We start from the raw sequence: 26,753 nt of genomic DNA, 5'->3' as shown, positions 1-26,753 counted from the left end.
CGATCACCCCTCGTTTTTTGATCTGAAACCCAGGCGGGCCGTCCCCATTCGGCATCGCCTGCGTCGCTGTTTTGGATCAGCGCCCTCCTTGCGCCTCCCCTCGTTCGGCTTTTTGCCGATCGACCATCGCCTTGACGTCGGCCAGCAGAGCCGGCGCGTCGTAGGCGACCCCGCGCGCCACCGTCCAACGCACCCCGCCGACCGTCTCGATGCGGTTCTCGGGGCTCAGGCGCTCATGTCCGGTGCCGTACAAGGTCTTGAAATTCGCCAGCGGATTCTCGGTCGTGATGACCAGATCCGCGCTCATGCCCGGCCGCACGATACCGAAGGTCGGCGCCTTGCCGGTCGGCTCGGCCAGGGTCGTCGCCCCGTCCATCGTCGCGGCGCGCACGATCTCCAGCGGGTGGAAGCCCGCCTCCTGCAGCAGCTCCAGCTCCTCGATGTAGCCGAAGCCGTACAGCTTCCAGATGAAGCCGGAGTCCGATCCCACCGTCACCCGGCCGCCGACCTTCTTGTAGTCGTTCACCAGCCGCATGAACCGCTCGTAGAAGCGGCGCCACGCCACCTCGTTCGAAGTCGTCCAGTCGAAGAAGTAGCTGCCGTGATTGTCGCGCGTGGACTGGAAATAGTCCGCCAGCGCCGGAAGCGTATAGGTCTGGTGCCAGGGCGCGTTGCGCGCCCGCATCAGATCGCGCGACGCCGCATAAATGGTCATCGTCGGATCGAAGACGACGCCCGCCTTCTTCTGCGCCTCCAGATAGGCGTACCATTGCGCCGAACCCGGCTCGACCTCGTCCCAGATCTCGGCCGCTTCGCCGAAGCGCTTCTGCTCGTCGTAGAAGTTGTAGTCGGTCGGATAGTCCTGAATCGTCCGCCCGCCCAGCAGCGACTCGAAGTGGCCGTAAAAGTGGGTGATGCTCCCCAGGCCCGCCGCCGCCAACTGTTCGGCGTTCAACTGGGCCACGCCCGGCTGGGCGATGTGGGCCACCGTGCCCATGTGGTTCTTCTTGGCCTCGTCGATGGCGGCCAGGACCACCTCGGGCGTCTCGTCGCCGCGCAGGAAGAATTTGATGCCGTCCACCCCGTTGGCCGCGCCCCAGCGCACCCATTCCCGCGCCATCTCGGGATTGCGGATGCGGCCGCGCGACCAGCCTGAGCCGATAGTCTGATAGTTGAAGATGCGCGGGGCGACGATCTCGCCGCGCGCCGAACGGGCCTTCTCCGACACGGCGATGTCATGCGGCGCCAGGCTGACGCCGCGCACAGTGGTCACGCCGTGGGCCAGCCACAGCTTGTAGACATACTCCAGGTCCGGCGCCTTCTGCGGGCTGCCGCCGTGGGCGTGGGCGTCGACGAAGCCGGGCATGACGTACATGCCGCGCGCATCGATCTCATGCGCCGCGTTCAGCGGCGGGCGGCCCTCACGCTCGGGCAGGCCGGGCCAGCCGGCCTGAATGATGTCCGTGATCTTGTCGTTCTCGATGACGATATCGACCGGCCCCATGGGCGGCGCGCCCGTGCCGTCGATCAGCATGGCGCCGCGCACCACCATCAACGGATAGGGACCGAAACCCTCATCGGCGCGGCGCGGCGGCGCCGGATTGAGCGTGGCGCGCGCCTGAGCCGCCTGAGCCTGGCTCTGGGCCTGCGCCTGGGCCACAGCCGTGCTCGGCGCCCCCGTCGCCAACAACAGCGCCGCCGCGCAGACAGCCCCCGCCCCCATAAGGACAGCCTTCACCCCTAGCGTCGTCCGCAAGCTGCAATCCCTCCCAAGATTGGGGGCCGAAGCCCCTGCAAGCGCTTGTCCGGCGTTTGACCGGTCCTTGAATCGCTAGCACCCCGGAGGAAGCATGAGCTTCGGATATTGCCGGTACGACGAAATAAAATTCACACGATCGTCGAAAAACTGAGCCATCTTCGAAATGCGCTTTTTCAGGCCAAATGCAGGATCGAAACGTTGTTTCTGCGGCAAATCTGAATTTATGATCCAATGATCAGGATATGAAGCGGCCTTTCAGGGTCGTTTTTTCTGTTGCGGCATAGCTTGGCCACCCCAAGCCTTTGCCGAGAATACTACGGAAAAACACCGTTATTCCGAATATTTTCACATCCGCCGCCAAGAACCGTCTGGGGGAAGACGCATGAGTTTCATGACACGCCGCAAGGCTCTGCCTGCGCTGGGAGGGCCGCCCAAGGCTCATGGGCTGAAACCCACCCTGTCCTGGCCGCATCTGGTCGCCCTGGGCGTCGGCGCCATTGTCGGCACCGGCATCTACACCCTGATCGGCGTGGGGGCCGAACGGGCCGGACCGGCGGTCATGCTGGCCTTCGTCATCGCCGGAATCGTCTGCGTCTGCGCCGCCCTAGCCTACGCCGAGCTGGCGACCATGATTCCGGAGTCGGGCTCGGCCTACACCTATTCCTACACCACCCTGGGCGAGGGCGCGGCCTGGATGGTCGGCTGGAGCCTGATCCTAGAGTACACCGTCGTCTGTTCGGCCGTGGCCGTGGGCTGGGCGGGTTATTTCTCGGGCATGATGGAGGGCATCGGCATGGGCCTGCCCGCCATGCTGACCTCGGCCCCGTCGCAGGGCGGGATCGTCAACCTGCCCGCCGTCATCATCGTCGCCGCCGTGGCGGGCCTGCTGGTCGCTGGCACCAAGGAAAGCGCCTCGATCAACGCCGTGCTGGTGGTGGTCAAGATCGCCGCCCTGATCGCCTTCGTGGCGATCGCCCTGCCCCACTTCAATCCGGCCAACCTCAAGCCCTTCATGCCCTACGGGTTCTCGCACGGCATCGGCGCCGAGATGGGCGTCATGGCGGCGGCGGCCATCATCTTCTTCGCCTTCTACGGCTTCGACGCCGTGGCCACCGCGGCCGAAGAGACCCGCAACCCCGCCCGCGACCTGACCATCGGCATCATCGGTTCGATGGTGGCCTGCGTCGTCATCTACATGGCCGTGGCCATCGCCGCCCTGGGCGCCATGCCCTTCACCGACTTCATGAAGTCGCCCGAACCCCTGTCCCACATCATCCGCACCGTCGGATCGGACCTGTGGGCCACGCTGATCGCGGGCGCGGCGGTCGTCGCCCTGCCCACCGTCATCCTGGCCTTCATGTTCGGCCAGAGCCGCATCTTCTTTGTCATGGCGCGCGACGGCCTGCTGCCGCGCAGCCTGGCCCATGTGTCCGAGCGTTCGGGCGGGCCGGTGCGCGTGACGGCGGGTACGGCCGTCCTGATGGCGATCATCGCCGGCTTCATTCCGCTGGGCGACCTGGCCGCCCTGGCCAACGCCGGAACGCTGGTGGCCTTCGCCTCGGTCGGCCTGTGCCTGATCGTGCTGCGTCGTCGCGAGCCGGGCCGTCCGCGCGTCTTCCGTGCTCCGGTGTGGTGGCTGGTCGGCCCGGTGGCCATCGCGGGTTGCGTCTACCTGTTCTTCAGCCTGCCCGCCTCGACCCAGATCAACTTCGTCATCTGGAACGTGATCGGGGTGGCGGTCTATCTGCTGTACAGCCGCCGTAACAGCCTGCTGAACGGCTAAGAAAAGAAGGGCGCCGAGGCTGACCTCGGCGCCCTTTTCAATTCGTCAGCGCGTCGCCTCCGGCCGCGCCTTCTTGCGCAGCCACATGGCTGCATCCGCCTCGGACAGCCAGACCTCCGCGTCGGCCTGTTCAGCATAGGCCCGCACGCCGAACGAACCGCCCAGCGCCAACCGCGTCTCATCCCAGATGAAGCCTTCGCTCTGCAGCGCCTCGCTCAGCCGCCGCGCCTTCTCGCGCCCTTCCTCGGCGCCGGCGTTCATCAGCAACACGGTGAACTCGTCCCCGCCCATGCGGCCCACGGCGTCGGATTCGCGCACGTTCGCCAGCAACAGCTCGGCCACGGCGATCAGCGCCGCGTCGCCCGCCGCATGGCCCAGGCCGTCGTTGATGCCCTTGAACCCGTCCAGGTCGAGATACAGCAGCGCCGCCTCGACCCCGTGACGGCGGCAATAGGCCAGGTTGCGCGCCAGCACCGTCATGAAGCCGCGCCGGTTCAGCGCGGGCGTCAGCACGTCATGATCCGCCAGGGCCTCGGCCCGTTCTGCTCGCTGAATCAGCCCCGCCACTTCGGCGCGCAGGCGCGCGAGCTCGGCGTGCAGTTCGTCTTCCGAAACCGGAGCGATGGTCTGATCGGCCAGTGGATTCAAGGCGGGCTCCGGCGTCGCTTTTCCGGCCGACTCAAAGGCCCGCGACGCACCAGAGTCTAGCGTCCTCGGTTGCGGGCGCAACGCGGGTGCTGTAACGGGCCGCTTTCCGCTTGGGGAGCCTTTGCGCATGACCGCCTCCACGCCGCCGGCCACGACGCCTCCTGTCGCCATCATCATGGGCAGCCGCTCCGACTGGCCCACGATGAAGTTGGCCGCCGACCGTCTGGATCAGCTGGGCGTCGCCTGGGAGGCCAAGGTCGTCAGCGCCCACCGCACGCCCCAGCGCCTCTATGACTTCGCCACCATGGCCAAGGACAAGGGCTTCAAGGTCATTATCGCGGGCGCCGGGGGCGCGGCCCACCTGCCGGGCATGGCCGCCTCCATGACCGACCTGCCGGTGCTGGGCGTGCCGGTCCAGTCCAAGGCGCTGAAGGGCCTCGATTCCCTGCTGTCGATCGTCCAGATGCCCGGCGGCGTGCCCGTCGCTACGCTGGCGATCGGCGAGGCGGGCGCCGCGAACGCCGGGATTCTCGCGGCGCAGATCCTGGCCCTGTCCGATACGTCCGTCGCTGAGCGCCTATCGGCCTTCCGCGCCGCCCAGACCGAATCCGTCGCCGAAACCGTCGAGGACTGATGCCCCAGTTGCCCCTGCCCCCCGGATCGACCCTCGGCATTCTCGGCGGGGGCCAGTTGGGCCGGATGCTGAGCCAGGCCGCCTCGCGCCTGGGCTTCGACGTGGTGATCCTCGATCCCCAGCCGGACTGCCCGGCCGCCCGCGTCTCGCGCGCCCAGATCACCGCCCCCTATGACGACCCCGACGCGCTCCAGGCGCTGGGCCGTCTGTGCGACGTCGTCACCTTCGAGTTCGAGAACGTCCCCGCCGCCTCGGTCGAGACCCTGGCCGAAGCGGGCGCCCTGGTCGCGCCGGGACCGACCGCCCTGGCCGTCGGCCAGGACCGGGTGGACGAGAAGACCTATCTGAACGCCGTCGACGCCCCGACCGTGGCCTTCGCCGCCGTGACGACGCTGGATGACCTCACCAACGCCATCGAACGCCTAGGCCTGCCCGCCCTGCTGAAGACCCGACGCGAGGGCTATGACGGCAAGGGCCAGGTCTGGATTCGCGACGCCGCCGAGGCCGAGGCCGCCTTCGACGCCATCGGCCGCCGTCCCGCCGTGCTGGAAGCCGCCGCCGTCTTCCAGCGCGAGTTGTCGATCATCGCCGCCCGCGGCCACGACGGCGCGGTCGCCGTCTATCCCCTGGGCGAGAACGTCCACAAGAACGGGGTGCTGAAGACCACCATCGCCCCCGCCGCCGTCGATCCCGCCACGCAGGCGCGCGCCGAACAGATCGCCGCCGCGGTGCTGGACGGCCTCGACTACATCGGCGTCATGGGCATCGAACTGTTCGACATGGGCGACGGCGAACTGCTGGTGAACGAGGTCGCCCCGCGCGTCCACAACACCGGTCACTGGACCCAGGACGGCTGCGTCTGCGACCAGTTCGAGCAGCACGTCCGCGCCGTCGTCGGCTGGCCCCTGGGCCCCACACAGGCCCACGCCCGCATCGAGATGACCAATCTGCTGGGCGCCGAGGTCGAGGACTGGCGCGCCCTGGCCGCCCAACCCGACGCCCGCCTGCACCTCTACGGCAAGCACGACGCCCGGCCGGGGCGCAAGATGGCGCACATCAACCGCATCCTCTGACACCTTTTCACCGCCTTCCCTCTCCCAATGGGAGAGGGCTTGAGCCTCCAAGAGCAAAGCGATTGGTCAAGGCGAAAGGGTGAGGGTTGGCGATCAGCCGTTCATGCGCCGCGCGTACGCCTTCACCGCTTCAACCAAGAACTCCGGCGCCTCAAAGACCTGATCGTTCGTCACCCGGATCACGGTCCAGCCCAGCGCCTCAAGCGCCTGCTGCCGCTGAACATCACGCGCCGCCACGTCGTCCAACTGATGCACCCCGCCGTCGATCTCGATGATCAGACGCAGCCGGTCGCAGGCGAAGTCCGCAAAATACGGCCCGACAGGATGCTGGCGACGAAACTTGTGGCCTTCGATCCTTCCACCGCGGAGAGCCGCCCACACACGCTCCTCCGCGCGCCCGGCAGACTGGCGCAGCCCACGCGCACGGTCGGTTCGTGAGGATGCCATGAAGGGACTATGCGAGCGGCGAACGACAACGGCAAGCCGGGAACCCTCACCCTTTCGCCTTGCCAATCGCTGCGCTCTTGGAGGCTCAAGCCCTCTCCCATCGGGAGAGGGTCATCAGGCCTTGGCGCCGTATCTAAGCCGCCCCAGCACATCCGTGATCGTGCGGACCGGGGCGTCGAAGTCCTTGCCCGCCTTCCACTTCTCGAAGGCCATGACGTTGTCGATGCGGCGGGCGACGAAGGCTTCCGCCGCCTCGCGCCCGTCGAACCAGCGCATGGTCAAGGCGGGAATCAGGATGCCGCCCAGAATCGCTCGCTTGGAGTAGTGATTCTGGTCCGTCGCCGTATCCCCGGCCCAGCGCCACAGGTGATCCGCCGTCTCCCACGCCAGTTTGAAGCCCAGGTCGACGTTGGTCGGCAGGCTGAGGAAACCGGCGCAGCGCTTGGCCGCCTCGATGTCCTGCGCCCCCGCTTCCATTCGCGCCGAGACGGCGGCGGCGATTCGTTCGCGAATCTTCATCGTGGACGCGGGCGTGGCTTCCAGCGCCTTCAGCGCGCGGGCGTCATGGCGACGCGACAGCAGGACCGCCAGATCGCGCGGGCCGTTGGGCAGCAGCAATTCCTGGTCGCCCAGCGACAGGCCGCAGGCCTCGCACGCGGCGCGCGTCAGGCGCGCGTTCCAGCCCAGCGCGGGCGCGCGTTCTATGGCCGCATCCAGAACGGCTTGTTCTGTGCGGTCGGCCCAATCGCCTTTCGGAGCGGTGTCGGCTGTCTCGGTCATGGGCGGCACGATACGCCCATCCGGCGGGCGTTTCGACCCATCACGATTAGGCGCGACGATCTGGACACGCCCCCCCCGATCATGTATCAGCGCGCCTTCACTTGAGAGGCCTTCCTCTCGAGCGTGGTTTTGTTTTGTCTGCCCGTCTCCCTTGGAAAGGACGCGGCGGGCGGCCAAAGGAGAGAGACCCCTGGTTCAGATTTTCGTCCGCGACAACAATGTCGATCAGGCGCTCAAGGCCCTGAAGAAGAAGATGCAGCGCGAAGGCAGCTTCCGCGAAATGAAGCGTCACGTGCACTTTGAAAAGCCGTCGGAAAAGCGCGCTCGCCAAAAGGCTGAAGCCGTCCGTCGCGCCCGCAAGCTGGCCCGCAAGCGCGCCCAGCGCGAAGGCCTGCTGCCGGCTCCGAAGGGTCGCGGTCGCTAAGACCCGCTGACGCCTGAAAGATCAAAGGCTGCCCCGGATCGCCGGGGCGGCCTTTTTCTTTGTCTGTTTCGGCTCACGGCCCCGGCTTCCGCCGGGATGAACGGGAGAGAGGCAAGGCCTCCCTCCCCTAGACCTCATCGCCCCGTCACGGCGCCCATGAAGCTCTTCCAGCTCAGCTTCACGTCCGACAGGGCGCCCGCGCGGAAGGCGCGCCCCGCCGCCCAGACCATCAGAGCCGCGAACAGGAACATCCCGATCAGGCCGCCGATGATCTCGATCAGGGGCGGCCCGCTGGGCGCGCGCGCGGCCATGACGAAGGGGGTGAAGGGCGGGATCAGGCTGATGACCTTCACCACCATGGCGTCCGGGGTGCGGATGGCCATCTGCATGACCAGGATCGGCACGATCAGCACCATCATGATCGGTCCCATCAGGGTCTGGGCGTCACGCGGCGTGTCGCAGAAGGCGCCGATGGCGGCGAACAGCACCGCATACATCAGATAGCCGCCGACCAGGAACAGCAGGAAGTAGACGAACAGGCCGTCGGCCAGCAGCACCGAGCCGATGTCCCGCGCCACATCAGGCATGGCGGCCATCAGGCCGACGGCGCCGATGCCGCCCCAGGTTCCCAGCACGGCCAGGGTCAGCAGGGCCACGCCCAGCACCTTGCCCGTCAGGATCTCGGTCGCCGAAGCCGAGGACAGCAGCACCTCGAGGATCTTGTTCGACTTCTCCTCCATCACGCTGTTCAGCAGGATGGAGGCGCCGGTCATGATCAGCGACCACAGGATGAAGCCGACCGCCAGGCCGACGATCACCGGCAGTTTGTCACGGAACGACACCTCGCCCCCCGACGCGGCGCGCGGCGAGAAGACCGAGACGTCCGGTCGGAACATCTCCGTATCCGACACCACCGCCGGGTCGATGCCGCTGGCGACGAAGACGCGGCTGCGGTTGGCGGACTTCAGGGCGTCGCGGACGGCGTCCTCGACCACGTCGTCGGTGGCGCGTCCGGTCCAGACGCGGGCGCCCGGCTTGCCGTCCTTCTCGGTCAGGAAGACGACGGCGTTCAGCTTTTCGTCCTCGGGCGCGTCCTTGTCGACATAGCGGCGGGCCAGAGCGTCGCGCGCCTCGCCCGGCGCAGCGGCGGTCAGGGCGGCGGGCGCCTCGACCAGTTCGAACGCGCGCTTGGGCGTCTTGAAGCTTGCCCCAGCGCGCGGCGCCTCCTTCTTCAACGCCTCCAGCCCGGCGTCGAAGCCGCCCTTCTCGGCGGCTTCGCGCACGCGGTCGCCGCCCGCCGTCCCGGCTTCGGGCACGGCGGCCATGCGCAGGGCGGCGATGTCGGCGCGCCCGCGCTCCATCTCCAGCGCCTGACGCACGGCGGCGGCCAGACCGGACCCGGCCGGGGTCTCGTCAATGATGACGGCCTCGCGCACCGGCTCGGCGTGGTTCATCAAGGCGGGGATCGCCCCGCCCAGCACGGCGAACAGCGGAAAGGCCAGCAGCGACAGCCAGAAGCCGACCGTCTTGGCGTAGGCCAGGAACTCGCGGCGCGCGATCAGAAGAATCCGGTTCATCAGGCGGCTCCCGCTTTATCGGTCTTGGAGACGGACTGATCTTCGTCCGGGCGGTCGCCGGTCAGGGCGATGAAGGCGTCGTGCAGGGTCGGCTCCTTCATCTGGAACCGCCGCACGTCCAGTCCGCCCAGGAAGGCGGCGCGCAGGGCGCTTTGCGCCTCCGCTCCCGGCGTCAGGCCGACGCGCAGGGTGCTGACGGGGCCGTCCTCGGCCAGCACCTCGATGCCGCCGACGCCTGGCAGGGCGGCGACCGCATTGCGATCCAGCGCCCCTTCCAGCTCCAGAAAGCGTGGCGAAGTCGCCCGCGCCTCATCCACCGTGCCCTCGAACGCCTTACGGCCGCGGGCCAGCAGCACCACCTTGTCGCACAGACGCTCGGCGTGCTGCATGACGTGGGTCGAGAACAGAACCGTCGCCCCGTTGTCGGCCAGAGCGCGGATCATGGCCTCCAGTCCCTGCTGGTTCATCGGATCGAGGCCCGAGAACGGCTCGTCCAGGATCACGAACTCCGGCTGATGCACCACTGAAGCGATCAGCTGGACCTTCTGGGCCATCCCCTTGGACAGCTCCTTCATCTTCTTCTTGCTGGCCTCGCCCAGACCCATCTGCTCCAGCATCTCGCGGCCGCGACGGCGGCCTTCGGGCAGGGGCAGGCCCTTCAGCCCGCCGAAGAAGGCGATGGCGTCCACCGGCGTCATCTTTTTATAGAGACCCCGCTCCTCGGGCAGAAAGCCGATCCGATCGCGCACCTTGCGGCCGTCGTCCGCGCCCAAGATGTCGATGCGGCCGCTGGTGGCCGGTTGCAGCCCCAGGATCATCCGTAGCGTCGAGGTCTTGCCCGCCCCGTTCGGGCCCAAGAAACCGCAGATCGAGCCCTTCTCGACCTGGAAGCTCAGGTCGGAGACCGCCTGGAAGCCTCCGTATCTCTTACTGATTCCATCCAGCGTCAGCGCCGCGACCATTCGGTCCCCCTGCAAAAAGCCCAAGGATCGAATCTAACGGCAGCGCGCAGGCAATGGAAAGGGTATTTTACATTACGGTTTGGTCATGATGCCGCGCCGTCTGATGGGGTCAGACCGGGGCCTTCACCCGGATGTCGAAGCTCTGGCCGACGATCTTGGCTGGGTCGACCTGACCGCCGTTGCGACGCACCTCGAAATGCAGGTGGGGGCCGGTCGAATAGCCGGTCGAGCCGACCAGGCCGATGCGCTCGCCCGCCGTCACCGTCTTGCCGGAGTGAACGTCGATGCGGCTGAGGTGGGCGTACAGGCTGGTCATGCCGTTGGGATGCTGCAGCTCGATGAAGTTGCCGTAGCCGCCCGCCTGATAACCCGCGCGCAGCACCTTGCCCTCGGTCGTGGCGAAGACGCCGGCGCCGGTCGGGGCGGCGACGTCCACGCCCTTGTGGGCCCGCGCCTTGGCCTCGATCGCCAACTTGCGCAGGCCGAAGGGCGAATTGATGCGATACCCCTTCAGCGGGGCTTCAAAGACGATCTTGCGGGTGATGGGACCGGCAGGCTCCGCCACCGCCTTCACCGGCGGAGCGATGGGCGCCGAAACCTCGACGACCTTCTCGGGCGAGGCGGCGATCATGCCGACAGGGGCGGCCGCCATCGCCAGGATCGCCAGACCGGCCAGGGCGCCTGTCTGACCGAAACGGATCACATGCGGCCGCACGGCCGGGGGAACTAAACGCATACTCTAACGACTCATTTTGAGCGCATCGTCAGCGCGGAGGAGCCGTCAGAAAGGCGCGAAACACGCGCACAGGCAGCGAAAACTCAAAGTCGCCGACGGCCGGAATTGACCGTCTTTTGCAATTTCACCGGGACATGAATGGGGCGCTCCGAGGGCGACACGGGGTCGCACCTCGGAAACCTTCGTTTTCCAGACCTACAGCGGCAAGCTCAGTTTCACCGCCGCCATATGGCTGTCGGCATGGTCGCCGAAGCGGCCCTTGTAGCCGATCGACACCTTCAGCCGCTCCATGACAGTGCCCTCGATCCCGGCGGCGGCCAGCACCTGCCCCCCGAACGGCAGATCCACGTCGCGGGCCAGAACCTGGGCGGGATTGCCCAGGATGCCGGTGCGCACGGCGTCGCTGTCGTCGCTCAGGCTGTCGCGATAGCCGCCCTCGGCGTAGAAGCGGATCCGCTCGGTCCCGCCCTCGGCGCGCAGGGCGATCTCGGCCGTCGTCGCCTGCACCGAACGGTCGGCATAGGCGTATTGCGCCGCCGGACCCTGTTCATAGAATCCGTCCACGTCGGCGTTGATCCAGGCCACCGCCGCGCGCGGCGACAGGGCGAAGCCGCCCAGATCGAACCACATGCCGCCCTGCAGACGCGCCCCGGTCGAGACGCCGCGCGTCGAGCCGCTGTGGACGATCGGCGCCAGACTGGTCAGGCGGTTGACGTCGTTGAAGTCGTCCTGGGCCACGCCCGCCGCCGCATTGAGGAAGACATCACCGGAGCGCCAGCCGCCGTAGACGTCCAGCCCGAAGCTGTCGACGTCGGCGCGCAGGGCGCCCGCATCCACGTCCGCGTTGCGATAGGAGCCGGCCAGGCCGAAGCGCAGGCTTTCCGTCCCGCTTTCCAGCGCGATGCGCACGCCATAGCCGTCGGAAGTCGCCTTGCCGATGGCGCCGCGCGCATCCGTCTCGGTCTTGTCGGCCAGCCCCTCGACCGAGATCGAGGTTCCGCCCGTCCACGCCTCACGCCCCGACAGGGCGGCGGTCGAGCCGTCCAGCGCGTCCTCGCGGTGCCGCCACGCTGTCTCGCCCAGCAACGCCGTCTGGCTGCCCAGATCGCCGTAGTAAAGGTAGTCGTTCGCCAGACGCGCGATCACCGCATGGCCCTTCGCCGTCGGGTGAACCCCGTCGAAATAGAAGTAATCGTCCGGGTTCGCGCACAGCGTCACGCCGTTGAAGCAGGCCTGGGTCACGTTCGACACGCCGAAGGCGCTGGGGTTGGCCGAAATCACGTCCCCGACCTTGAACAGGTCCATCAGGATGATGTTCGTCCCCGGCCGCGCCGCCGCCGTCGTGTTCAGCCCGGTCAGCAGGGCCCCGTTGAACGTCGTGACGGCGTAGTCGGCCAGCGGCGCGGCGGGCGTGCCTCTGAACTGCGGCGTCAGACTCAGCTTGGGCAGGTTGGTGACCAGCACGGTCCCCGCCCCGGCTTCGGCGATGCCGTTGACGATGAAGTTGATGTCCGCCGCCGCGCTCTGCGCCACAGGGGCGATGGAGCCGGTCGGGTTGGGCGAAGCCCCCGCCGCCGGGAGACCCTGGAAGATGTTGTTCGCTCCGCCCAGCACGCTGACCAGATCGTTCGCGCCGAACTTGCCGCCGCGTTGCAGATACTGACCCAGTTGCAGCCGCATCCCCAGCGGCTGGGCCTGGCTATCGGTGCGCGCTCCGCCGAAGGCGTAGTTGATGCTGCCCGTCACCGGCCCCATGAAGTTGGCGGCGGTGAAGCCCAGCCGCTCGGTGAACACCGGCCCGTTGGAGAATCGCCCCGCGCCATAGGGCGGCGAGGTCGGCGTGGTTCCGCCCGTCGCCAGATACAGGTTGCCGTTGTCCGACAGGCTGTCGCCGAACACCACCAGACGGTTGTAGCTCTGGGCCGAGGCGGCCCCGGCGGCGGATACGGCGGCCAGGCTCAGAGCAGCCAACGCCGCTCCGCGAAGAAGACGAGACATCGATTTCCCTCCCATCGACCGTCCGTATGCGGTCGTTCTCCGCCACTCTGCGCCGCTTTTCGCAGGACGCAAGATGACGTGACGGAAGGTGATCGACGATCAGTGCAGCCGGCGGAAGCGGATCGTGCCGGGAAGCTGCTTCAGCGCCGTCAGCGCCTCGCGGTCATAGTCGCGATCCACGTCGGTGATGACATAGCCGGTCCGCTCGTCCGTCTTCAGGTGCTGGCCCAGGATGTTCAGCCCCGCATCCGACAGGGCGCGGTTCAGCTCGGCCAGCACGCCCGGCTGGTTGCGGTGGATATGCAGCAGACGGTGGGCGCGCGTCACCTCGGCGAGTTGCACGTTCGGCAGGTTGACGCAGAAGGTGGTGTCGCCCCGGTTCAGATAGCCCAGCAGCCGCTCGGCCGCGAACTCGGCGATGGCTTCCTGCGCCTCTTCGGTCGAGCCGCCGATGTGCGGGGTCAGGATGGTCTTGTCCAGGCCGACCAGAGGACTGTCGAACGGGTCGGCGTTGGTGCGCGGCTCCTCGGGGAAGACGTCGACCGCCGCCCCGCCCAGACGGCCGGACTTCAGCGCCGCCGCCATCGCGTCCACATCGACCACATGGCCGCGCGAAAGGTTCAGGAACAGGGCGCCCGGCTTCATCCTGGCGAACTGGTCGGCGCCGATGATGGCGGTGTTTTCCTTGCGGCCGTCGACGTGCAGCGTCACCACGTCCGCCTCGGCCAGCAGGGCGTCCAGCGAGCGCATCCGCCGCGCATTGCCCAGCGCCAACCGCTCGGACAGGTCGTAGAACAGCACCCTCATGCCCAGGTTCTCGGCCAGCACCGACAGCTGGCTGCCGATGGCGCCGTAGCCGACGATGCCCAGCGTCTTGCCGCGCACCTCGCGCGATCCCGTGGCCGACTTGTTCCACACGCCCTTGTGCATTTCGCGCGACTTGTCCGCCACGTCGCGCATCAGCACGATCATCATGCCGATGGCCAGTTCGACCACCGAGCGGGTGTTGGAATAGGGGGCGTTGAACACCGCCACGCCCTTGTCCGCCGCCGCGTCCAGATCGACCTGATTGGTGCCTATGCAGAAGGCCGCCACGGCCATCAGCCGGTCCGCGGCGTCCAGCACCCTGCGCGTGACATTGGTCTTGGAGCGGATGCCCAGGACGTGCACGCCCTTGATCGCCTCGATCAGGTCGTCCTCGTCCAGCGCGCCCTTCATGGTCTCGACGGTATAGCCCGCCTCCTCCAGCCGTTCGACGGCGGCGGGGTGGACGTTCTCCAGCAGCAGCATGCGGATGCGGTTGCGCGGATAGGACCAGCGCCCGGCCACGCCCTCAGCGTACAGCACCTCGTCCAGAGAGGCGGCGACGGCGTCGGCGGCCTCGATCACCTTGGCGCGGCTGACGATCTCGGTGAAGGCGTAGAAGCGGTCGGCCGCGCCCTGAATCTTGACCTCGGCGTCGGTCCAGCCGTCGCCGACCATGACCACCGGCCCTTCCAGGTTCAGCGCCCGGATGACCTCAGGCTTGCCGTTCTCGCGCGACAGCGGGTTGGCCGCGTCCACGCACGTTACGCGGCCTTCATCGTCATAGATCAGGTCGTTGGCCAGCACATGATCGGACGCCACGCCCAGCCGCTCGGCCAGGGGGGCGATCACCTCGCGAAAGCCGCCCGACAGGATGTAGATGCGCTCGGCGTTGCGCTGGAAGAAGTCGACGTTGCGGCGAATGGAGACCGTCGCCTCGTCCAGGATGCGATCGGTCAGGGTCTCGACGTGTTCACGGCGCAGCGCCAGCAGGTCCAGCCGCTGCTTCAGCGCCTCGCCGAAGCCTATGCGGCCGTTCATGGCGTCGTCGGTCAGGGCCGCGATCCGGGCCTTGCGCTCGGCGGCGTCCGGCGCATCCTTCAGCGCCAGATCGGCCAGCGCCTCCAGCGTTTCGATGCGAACCAGGGTGGAATCGAAGTCGAAGATGAAGACGGGCGAGATCATGCGCGGGCTCTAGACCTTCTTCGCACCCGCAGCAATAAAAAGGGGTGCCGCGGCACCCCTTTCCGCATATTTTTTCCATTTACGGCGGAAAACCGGCTCAGCGGCCGCCGTTTCCGGCGCGACGACGGCTTTCCAGCGCCGCCGCGCCGATGGCGGCGGCGATGGTGGCCACAGCCAGAAGGGCGCCGCCCTCCTTGGCGTGATCGCGGGCGAAGTCGCCGGCGTCCTCGACATAGCGGCGCGCCTGCTTGGTGTAGCGGCGCATCGGACGGCGCGATTTCTTCCTGGTGCGGCGATACCAGTCGTCAGCTCGATCCCGCGCCTCGGCGCCGAAGCGGCCGGCGCGGTCCTGGGCGTAGCCGCCCAGATCGGCCGCGCGGTGGGTCAGGTCGTCCGCGCCGTCGCGCACGCCGCGCGCGATGTCGTCAAAGCGGTGGCGCAGAGCCTCGGCGTCGAACCAGCCGCGCGGGTCGATGCGGGTCTTGATCCGCTCATAACGCGTCGGGCCGGTGCGTTGGCTCAGCAGGATGGTCGCCAGACCCACGCCCGCCAGCACAGCCACCACCCCCGCCGTGATTCCGGGATGCTTGCGGACTTCATCCACGACGTTGAACTCACGATCCATCATGTCAGACCTCTCGGGAAGGAAACGGTTTCATCTAAGGGAGCGAGCTTCAGCACAAAGGGTTCCCTTCATCCGGTCAAGCTTGTCGCCGCCGCGCGCGGTCGTGACGCAGGCGACACGCCCTCCCCTTACCAAGCCGCCCGCGGCTCCCTATGTTGCGCCGCTTCCGACAGTTTTCAGGATTTCACGCCGTGACCGATCACGCGCCCGACGCCCCCATCGCCGCCCCGACGGACGACTTCGCCGCCGCCTTCCAGATCGAAGGCTGGCCGGTGCGCGGCCGCCTGGTCCGCCTGGGCGAAGCGGTCGACAAGATCCTGTCGGCCCACGCCTATCCCGAGCCGGTCGCCGCCCTGCTGGGCGAAGCCTGCGTCCTGGCCGCCATCGTCGGCTCGGCGCTGAAGTTCGACGGCCGCCTGATCGTTCAGGCCCAGGGCGACGGGCCGGTGCGCTATGTCGTGGCCGACTACGGCACGGACGGCCATCTGCGCGGCTTCTGCCGGTTCGACCCGGAAGAAGTGGCCAAGGCGTCGGAAGGCTTCGCCCGTCCAGGGGCCAAGACCCTGCTGGGCGGCGGCGTGTTCATCATGACGGTGGACCGCGGCGCCGACTTCGAACGCACTCAGGGCGTGACCCCCATCGAGGGCGAGAGCCTGTCGCTGTGCGCCGAACACTACTTCACCCAGTCCGAGCAGGTGCCGACCAAGGTTCGCCTGGCCGTCGGCGAGGTCGAAACCGACGCGGGCCGCACCTGGCGCGCGGGCGGGGCGATGATCCAGGTCATCGCCGGCGACGAGTCGCGCGGCTCGACCGAAGAAGTGTGGGAACGCACCCGCGCCCTGTTCGCCACCCTGGGCGACGACGAGCTGATCGACCCGACCATCAGCGCCGAGACCCTGCTGTACCGTCTGTTCCACGAGGACGGCGTGCGGCTGGAAGGCGCCAAGGCCCTGGCCGCCGTCTGCCGCTGCTCGAAGGACCGCATCGCCACCGTGTTGCAATCCTTCCCGGCGGAAGAACGCGCCGAAATGGTCGAGGACGACGGCAAGATCCGCGTGACGTGCGAGTATTGCTCGACCAACTATGAGATCGACCCGGCCGAGCTGGAAACGGCCGAGGCCTGATCCCTCAGACCAGCATGAAGACGGCGTTGCCGTAGTTGTGCAGCAGGACCGGCAGCAGCACGCTGCCGGTCTTCTCACGCAGCCAGACCAGCAACAGGCCCGCCAGCCCCGTCGTCGCCATCGGCGCCCAGTCGAAGGTGAAGCCGCCGTCCTGATAGCCCAGGGCGTGGGTCAGGCCGAACGCCAGCGCCGTCAGCGCCGCGCCCCAGCCCATTGGCGCGCCCAGCACGCGGACCGGCCGCCCGAACGCCTCGTTCAGCATCAGCAGCAGCACGCCGCGATAGAAGATCTCCTCGTCCAGCCCCGGCATGGTCAGTTGAAAAGCCAGGCTGTCTGCGTCGAACCCCTCGCCCGGCATCGCGATCGCCAGCCCAAGAAACAGCAGGACCAGCAGGCCCGACAGGATCAGCGCCCCCTTCAGTCCCTGCCGATCCTGATGCAGGGTCAGGCCGCTGCGCCGCCACCCCACGATGGGCAGGCTGGCGACCGCCAAGGACAGCAGGACGGCCAGCGTCTTGCCCTCCCAGTTCCAGCGCGAGGGACCGAAATCCAGCGGGATATGGCCATAGCCGCGCGTCAGCACGGCGTCATAGACCGCCATCAGCAGCAGAGCTGCGGCCAGCCAGCCCCAGCGCACCTTGCCGCGCGACAGCACGGCCGCCGCCCCGCCCGCCAGTGCGACCGCCCCGACCCAGCCTGACATGGCGATAATGGCGTCCGGCATGGCTTCCCTCCCCCGATGCGACGTCGTCGTTCAGAGGCGGCGGCATGGCCGGGCAGATGCAGATGAAGAAAAGTTAAGCTCCTGCTCCTCGCCCCCACACGCCCGGACTTCGCCCCATACGCACCGTTTCCCGCCTCTACACGCCGTCATCCTCGGGCTTGACCCGAGGATCCAGGGCGACGGCGCGCTCACCCGTTCAACGCCGTGCAGGCGGCCGGCTGGATCCTCGGGTCAAGCCCGAGGATGACGGCAGGGGATGGGGCGCCGTGGCGCGTCGTAGAGCGGTGTGGAGCGTCGTGGCCCGCGCCGCAGGAGTCACCGCCTAGTTGTTCAAATCCAGCGAATAGCCCGCCGAGCGCACGGTGCGGATCGGGTTGACCGTGCCTTCGACGTTCAGCGCCTTGCGCAGGCGGCCGACGTGGACGTCCACCGTGCGGGCCTCGACATAGACGTCCGAGCCCCAGACCGCGTCCAACAGCTGCTCGCGGCTGAACACCCGGCCCGGATGCTTGAGGAAGTGGTCCAGCAGACGGAACTCCGTCGGCCCCAGATGCACCTCGCGGCCCGCGCGGCTGACGCGGTGGGCGACGCGGTCCATGATGATGTCGGCGTGGTTGACCCGGTCGTCGGCCAGACCCGGACGGATGCGGCGCAGCACGGCGCGGATGCGCGCGGTCAGCTCCGTCATCGAGAAGGGCTTGGTCATGTAGTCGTCGGCGCCGGTGTCCAGGCCGCGCACGCGGTCCGTCTCTTCGCCGCGCGCGGTCAGCATGATGATGGGCAGGTTGCGGGTCTCGGCCCGGCCGCGCACGCGACGGCAGACCTCGATGCCCGACAGCTTGGGCAGCATCCAGTCCAGCAGGATCAGGTCGGGGGTGCGTTCGTCGATCTGCAGCATCCCCTCCTCGCCGTCGGCGGCGACGGCCACGTCATAGCCTTCCTTCTCCAGATTGTACTGGAGCAGGGTGGCCAGGGCGTCCTCGTCTTCCATCACCAGGATATAGGGTTGCACGTCAGCCTCTCCGGTTCGTCGAAGTCGTCAGCGATGTAGGGGGGATCAGTCGTCCGCCGCGTCGGGCGACGCAGACAGGTGCGGGGTCGGCGTCGGCTCTTCGCCGGGACCGGGCACGGCCTTCGGCCGCTCGCCCAGCATGTCCTCGCCCGTAATCTCATAGTGGACCGTCTCGGCGATGTTGGTCGCGTGGTCGCCGATCCGCTCCAGGTTCTTGGCCATGAACAGCAGGTGGGTGCAGGCCGTGATCGTGCGCGGGTCGCCCATCATATAGGTGAGCAGTTCGCGGAACAGGGCGTTGTAGTGCTCGTCCACCTCGTCGTCGGTCTGCCAGACCGACAGGGCGCGCTCGATCTCAGAGGCCGTATAGGCGTCCAGCACGTCGCGCAGGCGGTTCGACACCAGCCGCCCATCCGCTCGATCGAGCGGGTCAGGGGCTGCATCGGCTCGGCCTCGGCCAGGATCAGTGCCCGCTTGGCGATGTTCTTGGCCAGGTCGCCGGTCCGCTCCAGGTCCGAGGCCAGCTTCATGGCTCCCAGCGTCCGGCGCAGGTCGCTGGCGACCGGCTGGCGCAGGGCGATCAGGCGGATCGCCTTCTTCTCGATGTCGCGATGCAGGGCGTCCAGGCGGTTGTCGCGCTCGACCACCGCCTTGGCCAGAGCCACGTCGCGGCGCGCGACGGATTCGATGGCGTCCGCCACCTGGGCCTCGGCCAGGCCGCCCATGCGGACCACCTCGGCCGTCAACTGGTTCAGCTCGTCGCCGTAAGCCTTGACCGTATGCTGGTTCATCGTCGCGTCCTCAGCCGAAGCGGCCGGTGATGTAATCGAGCGTGCGCTTTTCGCGCGGGTTGGTGAAGATCTCTTCGGTGTCGCCGGTCTCGACCAGCTTGCCCATGTGGAAGAAGGCCGTGCGCTGCGACACCCGCGCCGCCTGGGCCATCGAGTGGGTGACGATGACGATGCAGTAGCGCTCGCGCAGTTCGTCGATCAGCTCCTCGATCTTGGCCGTGGCGATCGGGTCCAGCGCCGAGCAGGGCTCGTCCATCAGGATGACTTCGGGTTCGACCGCGATGGCGCGGGCGATGACCAGGCGCTGCTGCTGACCGCCCGACAGGCCGGTGCCCGGCGAGTGCAGGCGGTCAGCGACCTCGTCCCACAGACCGGCGCGCTTCAGCGACTTCTGGACGATCTCGTCCATCTCGCCCTTGGTCGAGGCCAGGCCGTGAATCTTGGGCCCATAGGCCACGTTCTCATAGATCGACTTGGGGAAGGGGTTCGGCTTCTGGAACACCATGCCGACCTGGGCGCGCAGCAGAACCGGGTCGATCTTCTTGTCGTTGATGTCCGCGCCGTCCATGTCGATCCGGCCGGTCACGCGGGTGCCGGGGATGGTGTCGTTCATGCGGTTCATCGTCCGCAGGAAGGTCGACTTGCCGCAACCCGACGGGCCGATCAGCGCCGTCACCGTCTTGTCCGGAATCTCCAACGAGACGTCGAACAGGGCCTGCTTCTCGCCATAGAAGACGCAGACGTCGCGCGCGGCGATCTTGATCGGACCCAGCGGGGCCGAGGCGTGAGCGCCGACGGCCGGGGCGGTCGACAGGGTGGCGGCTTCAGAGGGGGCGGCGCCGGTCGACGAGCCGTCGGGAGCGCGGAAGATGCGGGACTTCATAAGATTTACCACCGGCGTTCGAAGCGACGGCGCAGCAGGACTGCGGCGGCGTTCATGACGATCATGAAGGCGAGAAGGACAAGGATGGCGGCCGCCGTCCGTTCGTGGAAGGCGCGCTCGGACGCATTCTCCCAGATGTAGATCAGCGACGGCAGGGCGCCGACGGGCTCGTCGATGGCGTGCGGCACGCCCGGCACGAAGCTGATCATGCCGATCAGCAGCAGCGGCGCCGTCTCGCCCAGCGCATGGGCCATGGAGATGATGGCGCCGGTCATCACGCCGGGCATGGCCAGCGGCAGGACGTGGCCGAACACCGTCTGGGTGCGGCTGGCGCCCATGGCCAGGGCCGCCTCGCGGATCGACGGCGGCACCGCCTTCAGCGACGAGCGGGTGGCGATGATGATGGTCGGCAGGGCCATCAGCGCCAGCACCAGACCCCCGACCAGCGGACTGGCGCGCGGCAGGTGCAGGAAGTTGATGAACAGCGCCAGACCCAGCAGGCCGTAGACGATGGACGGCACGGCGGCCAGGTTGTTGATGTTGACCTCGATGATCGCCGTGATGCGGTTGCGCGGCGAGTATTCCTCCAGCCACACCGCAGCGCCGACGCCGACCGGAATGGCGATCAGGGCGGTCACCATCAGCATCAGGGCCGAACCGACCACGGCGCCCAGCAGGCCCGCCAGCTCCGGCTGGGTCGAGTCGCCCTTGGTGAACAGGGCGGAGTTGAAGTGGGCGCGCACGGCGCCCGAGGCCTTCATCCGGTCCAGCCAGTCCATCTGCTCATTGGTGACGCGACGCTGGTCCTCGGGCTGATCGCGGGTGATCTTGCCCTTCAGATACATCTCGGCGTCGTCCGACAGCGGCGCGGCGACCGGCACGGTCTGGCCCAGCAGGCTGGGCTGGCGCGCGATCATCTTGGCGGCCTGGAACTTCAGCTCCGAGGACAGCAGGGCCTTCATTGTCGAGGCCTTGGTTCCCTGCGCGTCGTCCTGGATTCCCAGGCGGCGGATCTGCTGCTCGGCGACGATCTGCTCAAAATTGGCGCCTTGCGGATAGGAACGGTCGATCCGCGCCGGGTCCATGTAGACCGGCAGGGTCACGGTATGGGCGTAGAAGGCGGTGTAGCCCTGGGTGACGATGCTGCCCAGCAGGATCACCAGGAAGGCCAGAGCCACGCCGATGGCCGCACGGCCGTACCAGCGGAAGCGGGTCTCACGCGCATAGCGGGCGCGCAGGCGGCTTTTCAGACGCTGGGTGCGCGGGCTGACGCCGGTCGAGGGAGAGGCGGCGTCAGTCATACTGTTCCCGATAGGCTTGCACGATGCGCATGGCGACGATGTTCAGCATCAGCGTGACCACGAACAGGGTCAGCCCCAGACCGAAGGCGGCCAGGGTCTTGGGGCTGTTGAACTCCTGGTCGCCGGTCAGCAGGGTGACGATCTGGACGGTTACGGTCGTGACCGTCTCGAGCGGGTTCAAGGTCAGCTTGGCGGCCAGACCGGCGGCCATGGTCACGATCATGGTCTCGCCGATGGCGCGCGACACGGCCAGCAGCAGGGCCCCGGCCACGCCCGGCAGTGCGGCGGGCAGCAGCACCTTCTTGATCGTCTCGGACTTGGTGGCGCCCATGGCGTAGGAGCCGTCGCGCAGCGACTGCGGCACCGCGTTCAGGATGTCGTCCGACAGGGAGCTGACAAAGGGGATGAGCATGATCCCCATGACCGCGCCCGCGACCAGAGCCATCTGGTTCTGCACCAGCGACAGGTAGAGGCCCAGATCGTTGAACGGCCCGCCGATCAGCATCTCGCCGATGCCGTTGAAGAAGACGCGCAGAGCCGGCCCAACGGTCAGGGCGGCGAAGAAGCCGTAGACCACGGTCGGCACCCCGGCCAGAACCTCCAGCGCGGGCTTGACCAGGGCGCGGGTCTTCTTGCCCGAATATTCCGACAGATAGACCGCCGAGAACAGGCCGATCGGCGCCGCCACCGCCATGGCGATGGCCATGATCAGGAAGGTGCCCGCGAACAGCGGCACGGCCCCGAAGGCGCCCGACGACCCGACCTGATCGGCGCGGATGGCGATCTGCGGGCTCCACTTGGTCCCGAACAGGAACTCGGTGATCGGCACCATGCTGAAGAAGCGCAAGGAATCGATCACCAGCGAGAAGATGATGCCGACCGTGGTCAGCACCGCCACCGCCGAACAGGCGAACAGGACGCCGGTGATCCAGCCCTCGACCTTGTTGCGCGCGCGCAGGTCCGGGCGAATGCGGGTGAAGACGAACAGGCCGCCCAACACGGCGGCGATCAGGGCGGCGACGCCCCCGCCCCAGTCCAGGGCCGCGGCGATGCGGTGGGCGCGGCGGCCCTCGGCCGGCAGTTCCTCGGCGTAGGGCGCAGGCCAGATCTGGCGCGCCTCCTGCCCCGCCCCGACCAGACGGGCGTCGGCGAAGAAGGCTTCGCGGCGGAACGGCTCCAGCTGGGTGACGCTGTCAGGCGCGCCCGCCCGCATCATCTGCTGCTCGATGGGCGTGGAGAAGATCGAGGCGGCGATCAGCATCGCCAGGGCCGGAACACCGACCCAGATCAGGGCGTAAAGCCCGTGTTGGCCAGGACGCGAATGCGACTTCGCACCCTGGCTCCGACGAACGGCCAAGGCCCGCCCGGCCACATAGGCCAGGACGGCGAAGGCGATCAGCAGCAGCAGGAAAATCCAGATCATCCGGTCCGATCAGCGCAGGAATCAGCAACGCGCCGGGTTCGGTGCGTTTCGGCCGGGAAACTGCCTGCGATACGTCAGCGGATTAAGACGGCTGGATGACAGTTCTGTTACGACGCCCAGCCGCAATGTCGCAGCTGCATGACGATCGCTCCGAATACGGACCTCACGCCTCGGATGCGGGAGCCAGCGGGAAACAGGCTGCGAAGATCGCTCCATGCCCCGGCGCGCTGTCCACTGACAGGCCGCCCCGGTGACGGATGATGATGTGGCGCACGATGGCCAGGCCCAGCCCCGTGCCCTGCCGATCGCCGCTCTTCTGACCCTCGACGCGATAGAATCGCTCCGTCAGGCGCGGCAGGTGCTCGCGCGCCATGCCCGGCCCGTGGTCGCGCACGGTGACGACGGCGTAGCGCTGACCCGTCTCGCGGTCCGGGGTCGCCAGAGACAGGCGGTTGCCCTCGGGCATTCGCGCCGCCATGGCCTCGTCCAGGGTGCGGTCGATCTCGATGCCGACCTCGATGGTCCCGCCCGCGCTGGAATATTTCAGGGCGTTGTCGATCAGGTTCTGCACCACCTGGGCGATCTCGTCCCGATCGCCGGTCACGGCCGCGCCGCCGTGCGGCAGCTCAGCATGGATCGTCACCTGACGCTCGCGCGAGAGGACGCTGACCGCATCGACCACATCGGCCGTCGCCCGCGCCAGATTGACCCGCCCCAGGGGCGCGATGTGTTCGTTCAGCTCGATCCGGCTCAGCGACAGCAGATCGGCCACCAGCCGCCGCATCCGGTCGGCCTGCACCGCCATGATGTCGAGGAATTTGTCGCGCGCCTTGGGGTCGTCCTTGGCGTGGCCCTTCAGCGTCTCGATGAAGCCCGACAACGACGCCAGCGGCGTGCGCAGCTCATGGCTGGCGTTGGCCAGGAAGTCGACGCGCATCTTCTCCATGCGGCGCACGTCCGTCTCGTCGCGCAGAGCCAGAAGCGCCAGCATCCCGCCGCCCCAGGCCGAATCCTCGCGTGCGGGCAGGGGTCGGATGAAGGCGCGCCAATGCCGCTCCTGAACGCCGCCGCCGACATAGTCGACCTCGGCTCCGACGCCGCCGAACAGGCCTCGTCCACCGCCTCCAGCACGCGCGGCTCGCGCAGCACCGAAACCAGCAGCCCCCCGCCCGTCCCGTTCAGCTTGAACAGCTCGCGCGCCGCCGCATTGGCCAGGGCGATGCGGCGCCCGGCGATGTCGTCCGCCTCGCCTCCGCTGATGATCAGCAGCGGGTCGTCCAGCGCCTCGAACACATCGCCCAGCAGGGCCGCGTCCGGTCCCAGATCGACCCCGCCCGGCTCGAATTCCATCTCATCGGCGGCCGGCGGCGGATTGCGGTTCACCAACCAGGTCGCCAGCGCGACCGCGACGGCCCCCGCCGCCAGCCATCCGGCCAGTTCCGGCTTCATCACGGCCAGAACCGCCATCACCAGTATGGCCACGCCGCCGCTGGCGCCGGCCGTCCACAAACCGGACGACGCTGTAGGCGCAACGGGAGACGGAGAGTGATCGTAAGGCATTTCGACCGACGTTATCTCATTCTTCAGCAGCTCGACCTAGGTTGGTCCGTCGGCAGCCCGCTGAGTCGGCCGGTTCGACGCACGGGATGTGTAGCTTGGTTTCTTCACGGATTTACGGCGGAACGGTTTAGGGGCTGAGGGCGCATCATGTTGGACGGTGTTCTGAGCTGTCTGGTTGAACGCCACGACTGGCGAATCGCCGCTTTCGCCATCCTGGCCTGCGTTTTCAGCCTCGGCATCGCTTTGTTGCTGTCCGAGCGTGCGCGACGCCTGTCGCCCCGAGCACGCCGCGCCTACACCCTGTCCGCGCCCCTGGTCGGCGGATTAGGCGTATGGACCACCCATTTCATCGCCATGCTGTCCTACGACATAGGCGTCGAGGTCCGTTACGACGCCCTGCAGACCTTCCTGTCGCTGGTGATCGTGGCGGCCGCCTTCTGGATCGGAATGCAGTTGCACCTGATCGGCCCGGCGGATGCGAAGCTGCGGCGTCGGTGGGGGCTGGTCGCCGCAGTCGCCGTCACAACCGGCGTCGCGGCCATGCACTTCGTCGGCATGGACGCCATGCGCTTGTCCGGCGCGGTGCTGACGTGGAATGCGCCGCGCGTCGGCCTGGCCGTCGCGGGCGGGCTGGTCCTGTTCAGCACGGTCGTCTTCCTGCCGCCCCTCGGCCGCTGGAAGCAGTTGGCCGCAGCGACCGCCCTGACCGCCAGCGGCGTCGCCTGGCTGCACTTCATCGCCATGACCGCCGTGAGCCTGACGCCTGCGCCCGGCGTGATCCTGCCCAGCGACGCGGCGAGCGCCCTCGTCGTCGCCCTGTGGATCGGCCTGGGCGTGACGTTGACCGTCGTCGTGGCGGCCTTCTTCACCGGCATGATCTGGTGGTCGCGGCGCAGCGTTCTGGGTCAGTTGCTGGAAGCCGTCCACGCCATGCCCGACGGCGTCAGCGTCTATGACGCCGATGACCGCCTGATCCTGTGGAACCAGCGCTACAGCGAGATCGCACCTCATCTGCAAGGCGTGCTCAGGCCCGGCGTCACCTTCCGCGAAGTATTGGAGGCCGGGATCAGAAGCGGCGTCTATCCCGACATCGTGGGCCGAGAGGACGCCTGGATCGAAGAGCGGCTGGCCTGCCGCCGCATCGCCACCGCCCCGCGCGAGATCAAGGTCGCCGACCGTTGGCTGCGGGTTCAGGATCGCCCGACCGTCGGCGGCGGCGCGGTCACGGTCTGCTCGGACATCAGCGACCTGAAACGCGACGCGGCCGCCCTGGCGGAAGCGCGCGACACAGCAAACGCCGCCAATCGCGCCAAGAGCCGCTTCCTGGCCAATATGAGCCATGAGATCCGCACGCCCCTGAACGGCGTCATCGGGGTGGCCCAGGCGCTGACCCGCACGAAACTGTCACAGCATCAGCAGGAAATGCTTGAGCTGATCCAGTCCTCCAGCCGCACCCTTCAGACCCTGCTCAGCGACATACTGGATCTGGCGCGCGTCGAATCCGGGCGACTGGAGCTGAAGGAGGAACCGCTCGACCTCGCCCGGACAGTGGAGGAAGCCGCCCTCCTCTACGCCGCCGCCGCGCGCGACAAGGGCTGCAGTTCATTGTCGAGGTCGCGCCTGAGGCGCAGCGTTGGATTTATGGCGACGCCGTCCGCCTGAAGCAGGTTCTGACCAACCTGGTCTCCAACGCCGTCAAGTTCACCGCCTCGGGCTTCGTCAGCCTGACCGTCGACGCCGTCCCGGCCGAGGCGCCCCAGACCTTGCGTTTCGTGGTCCAAGACACCGGGATCGGCTTTGACGCCCAGACGCAGGCGCGGCTGTTCAACCGCTTCGAACAGGCCGACGGCGACATCACCCGCCATTACGGCGGCTCTGGCCTGGGCCTGGCGATCTGCCGCGAACTGGCGGCCATGATGGGCGGCGACCTGGGCTGCGAAAGCGAGCCGGGCGCGGGCGCCGCCTTCATCCTCAGCCTGCCGCTCAAGCCGGCTCAGGCGCCGCCCGTCCCGCTTCGTCCCGACCGGCAGGACGCCGACACAGCCGTCGCGGCCGAGGTCGACCAGGCCCCGCGCCGCCTGCGCATCCTGGCCGCCGACGATCATCCGACCAATCGCCGCGTCGTCGAGTTGATCCTGGACGGCGCCGTCTTCGACCTCGTCTCGGTCGAGAACGGAGCCCAGGCCGTCGAAGCCTACCGCGCCCAGACCTTCGACCTGGTGCTGATGGACATGCAGATGCCGGTCATGGACGGCCTGACCGCCGTGCGCGAAATCCGGCTGCACGAGTCCGTCCTGGGCCTGCCGCACGTTCCCGTCGTCATGCTGACCGCCAACGCCCTGCCCCAACATCTGGACGAGGCCCTGGCCGCCGGCGCCGACCGCCATATGGCCAAGCCCTTCAGCGTCGAAGACCTGTTGGCCATGGTCGCTGACCTGACCGCACAGACGCCTCAGGCCGCAGAAGCTGCGGCCTGAGGTCTCTTTCTTCCAATATCGAG

The 26,753-nt window shown here is 67.9% G+C and carries 22 protein-coding genes and 2 pseudogenes; 7 read left to right on the top strand and 17 right to left on the bottom strand.

The window, feature by feature from the left end:
• Nucleotides 1–76: 76 nt before the first annotated feature.
• A complete protein-coding gene (locus tag FGL25_RS04180) occupies nucleotides 77–1,738 on the bottom strand; it encodes an amidohydrolase family protein (RefSeq protein WP_252970012.1) in 1,662 nt (553 codons plus the stop codon).
• A gap of 403 nt (nucleotides 1,739–2,141) precedes the next feature.
• Between FGL25_RS04180 and FGL25_RS04175 the strand changes: the two genes are divergently transcribed.
• Nucleotides 2,142–3,542: an amino acid permease gene (locus FGL25_RS04175; protein ID WP_088410064.1), complete on the top strand. Its 1,401-nt coding sequence runs from the start codon at nucleotides 2,142–2,144 to the stop codon at nucleotides 3,540–3,542.
• A 45-nt stretch (nucleotides 3,543–3,587) separates the two neighbouring features.
• On the opposite strand, the gene FGL25_RS04170 is transcribed toward FGL25_RS04175, so the two are convergent.
• Nucleotides 3,588–4,190: a GGDEF domain-containing protein gene (locus FGL25_RS04170; protein WP_138141042.1), complete on the bottom strand. Its 603-nt coding sequence runs from the start codon at nucleotides 4,188–4,190 to the stop codon at nucleotides 3,588–3,590.
• 127 nt (nucleotides 4,191–4,317) lie between these two features.
• Here FGL25_RS04170 and purE point away from each other — a divergent pair, with 127 nt between their 5' ends.
• Both purE and FGL25_RS04160 read left to right on the top strand, forming a co-directional pair.
• On the top strand, nucleotides 4,318–4,824 hold the full coding sequence (gene purE, locus FGL25_RS04165; protein WP_138141041.1) for a 5-(carboxyamino)imidazole ribonucleotide mutase: 507 nt from the start codon (nucleotides 4,318–4,320) through the stop codon (nucleotides 4,822–4,824).
• On the top strand, nucleotides 4,824–5,897 hold the full coding sequence (locus tag FGL25_RS04160; RefSeq protein WP_138141040.1) for a 5-(carboxyamino)imidazole ribonucleotide synthase: 1,074 nt from the start codon (nucleotides 4,824–4,826) through the stop codon (nucleotides 5,895–5,897). Before purE ends, FGL25_RS04160 begins: the two co-directional genes overlap by 1 nt.
• A gap of 93 nt (nucleotides 5,898–5,990) precedes the next feature.
• Here the strand turns inward: FGL25_RS04160 and FGL25_RS04155 are convergent, their stop codons facing one another.
• The gene (locus FGL25_RS04155) at nucleotides 5,991–6,344 is read right to left on the bottom strand and encodes an endonuclease domain-containing protein (protein ID WP_138141039.1); all 354 of its coding nucleotides are present in this window, start codon (nucleotides 6,342–6,344) and stop codon (nucleotides 5,991–5,993) included.
• A 114-nt stretch (nucleotides 6,345–6,458) separates the two neighbouring features.
• Complete coding sequence (locus FGL25_RS04150; RefSeq protein WP_138141038.1) at nucleotides 6,459–7,124, bottom strand: COQ9 family protein; 666 nt, start codon at nucleotides 7,122–7,124, stop codon at nucleotides 6,459–6,461.
• Between the two features lie 190 nt (nucleotides 7,125–7,314).
• Between FGL25_RS04150 and rpsU the strand changes: the two genes are divergently transcribed.
• Nucleotides 7,315–7,548 (top strand): 30S ribosomal protein S21, encoded by a 234-nt coding sequence (gene rpsU, locus FGL25_RS04145; RefSeq protein WP_087139870.1) that lies wholly within the window; start codon nucleotides 7,315–7,317, stop codon nucleotides 7,546–7,548.
• 134 nt (nucleotides 7,549–7,682) lie between these two features.
• Here the strand turns inward: rpsU and FGL25_RS04140 are convergent, their stop codons facing one another.
• From FGL25_RS04140 to FGL25_RS04115, 6 genes are all read right to left on the bottom strand, one after another.
• Nucleotides 7,683–9,125, bottom strand: a complete 1,443-nt coding sequence (locus FGL25_RS04140) for an ABC transporter permease (protein WP_138141037.1) — start codon at nucleotides 9,123–9,125, stop codon at nucleotides 7,683–7,685.
• Nucleotides 9,125–10,087, bottom strand: coding sequence for an ABC transporter ATP-binding protein (locus FGL25_RS04135; protein WP_138141036.1), 963 nt, complete (start codon nucleotides 10,085–10,087; stop codon nucleotides 9,125–9,127). The genes FGL25_RS04140 and FGL25_RS04135 overlap by 1 nt, the downstream gene beginning before the upstream one ends.
• A 109-nt stretch (nucleotides 10,088–10,196) precedes the next feature.
• Nucleotides 10,197–10,823 carry a M23 family metallopeptidase gene (locus FGL25_RS04130; protein ID WP_138141035.1) on the bottom strand — a complete coding sequence of 209 codons (627 nt, stop codon included), beginning with the start codon at nucleotides 10,821–10,823 and terminating at the stop codon, nucleotides 10,197–10,199.
• A gap of 195 nt (nucleotides 10,824–11,018) precedes the next feature.
• A complete protein-coding gene (locus tag FGL25_RS04125) occupies nucleotides 11,019–12,821 on the bottom strand; it encodes an autotransporter domain-containing esterase (RefSeq protein ID WP_003165706.1) in 1,803 nt (600 codons plus the stop codon).
• 99 nt (nucleotides 12,822–12,920) lie between these two features.
• Nucleotides 12,921–14,810, bottom strand: coding sequence for a phosphoglycerate dehydrogenase (gene serA, locus FGL25_RS04120; protein WP_138141034.1), 1,890 nt, complete (start codon nucleotides 14,808–14,810; stop codon nucleotides 12,921–12,923).
• A gap of 97 nt (nucleotides 14,811–14,907) precedes the next feature.
• The gene (locus tag FGL25_RS04115) at nucleotides 14,908–15,438 is read right to left on the bottom strand and encodes a hypothetical protein (RefSeq protein ID WP_052748047.1); all 531 of its coding nucleotides are present in this window, start codon (nucleotides 15,436–15,438) and stop codon (nucleotides 14,908–14,910) included.
• Nucleotides 15,439–15,626: 188 nt separating this feature from the next.
• On the opposite strand from FGL25_RS04115, the gene FGL25_RS04110 reads away from it, so the two are divergent.
• Nucleotides 15,627–16,559, top strand: a complete 933-nt coding sequence (locus tag FGL25_RS04110) for an Hsp33 family molecular chaperone (RefSeq protein ID WP_040346899.1) — start codon at nucleotides 15,627–15,629, stop codon at nucleotides 16,557–16,559.
• Between the two features lie 4 nt (nucleotides 16,560–16,563).
• Here FGL25_RS04110 and FGL25_RS04105 read toward each other — a convergent pair whose 3' ends face one another.
• From FGL25_RS04105 to FGL25_RS04075, 7 genes and pseudogenes are all read right to left on the bottom strand, one after another.
• Nucleotides 16,564–17,283 carry a CPBP family intramembrane glutamic endopeptidase, BDIM_20840 family gene (locus FGL25_RS04105; RefSeq protein WP_138141033.1) on the bottom strand — a complete coding sequence of 240 codons (720 nt, stop codon included), beginning with the start codon at nucleotides 17,281–17,283 and terminating at the stop codon, nucleotides 16,564–16,566.
• Between the two features lie 322 nt (nucleotides 17,284–17,605).
• Nucleotides 17,606–18,295, bottom strand: a complete 690-nt coding sequence (phoB, locus tag FGL25_RS04100; RefSeq protein ID WP_003165711.1) for a phosphate regulon transcriptional regulator PhoB — start codon at nucleotides 18,293–18,295, stop codon at nucleotides 17,606–17,608.
• 45 nt (nucleotides 18,296–18,340) lie between these two features.
• Nucleotides 18,341–19,086, bottom strand: a pseudogene (phoU, locus tag FGL25_RS04095) (phosphate signaling complex protein PhoU).
• Nucleotides 19,087–19,096: 10 nt separating this feature from the next.
• Entirely contained in the window at nucleotides 19,097–19,969 is an 873-nt protein-coding gene (pstB, locus tag FGL25_RS04090) for a phosphate ABC transporter ATP-binding protein PstB (RefSeq protein ID WP_046653298.1), read from the bottom strand.
• 5 nt (nucleotides 19,970–19,974) lie between these two features.
• On the bottom strand, nucleotides 19,975–21,270 hold the full coding sequence (gene pstA / locus FGL25_RS04085) for a phosphate ABC transporter permease PstA (RefSeq protein WP_138141032.1): 1,296 nt from the start codon (nucleotides 21,268–21,270) through the stop codon (nucleotides 19,975–19,977).
• Nucleotides 21,263–22,693 carry a phosphate ABC transporter permease subunit PstC gene (gene pstC, locus FGL25_RS04080; RefSeq protein ID WP_003165715.1) on the bottom strand — a complete coding sequence of 477 codons (1,431 nt, stop codon included), beginning with the start codon at nucleotides 22,691–22,693 and terminating at the stop codon, nucleotides 21,263–21,265. The genes pstA and pstC overlap by 8 nt, the downstream gene beginning before the upstream one ends.
• A gap of 163 nt (nucleotides 22,694–22,856) precedes the next feature.
• A pseudogene (locus tag FGL25_RS04075) lies at nucleotides 22,857–24,253 on the bottom strand (sensor histidine kinase).
• 147 nt (nucleotides 24,254–24,400) lie between these two features.
• On the opposite strand from FGL25_RS04075, the gene FGL25_RS04070 reads away from it, so the two are divergent.
• Together FGL25_RS04070 and FGL25_RS17260 are read left to right on the top strand one after the other, a co-directional pair.
• The gene (locus FGL25_RS04070) at nucleotides 24,401–25,915 is read left to right on the top strand and encodes an MHYT domain-containing protein (RefSeq protein ID WP_252970010.1); all 1,515 of its coding nucleotides are present in this window, start codon (nucleotides 24,401–24,403) and stop codon (nucleotides 25,913–25,915) included.
• Entirely contained in the window at nucleotides 25,849–26,730 is an 882-nt protein-coding gene (locus FGL25_RS17260; RefSeq protein ID WP_354702821.1) for an ATP-binding protein, read from the top strand. Before FGL25_RS04070 ends, FGL25_RS17260 begins: the two co-directional genes overlap by 67 nt.
• The last annotated feature ends 23 nt before the right edge of the window (nucleotides 26,731–26,753 follow it).

The sequence above is a fragment of the Brevundimonas vancanneytii genome, from assembly GCF_901421975.1.
In the GTDB taxonomy this organism is placed as follows: Bacteria; Pseudomonadota; Alphaproteobacteria; order Caulobacterales; family Caulobacteraceae; genus Brevundimonas; species Brevundimonas diminuta.
Note: the sequence above shows the minus strand (reverse complement) of the source record. Positions and strands in the feature narration are given on the sequence as shown.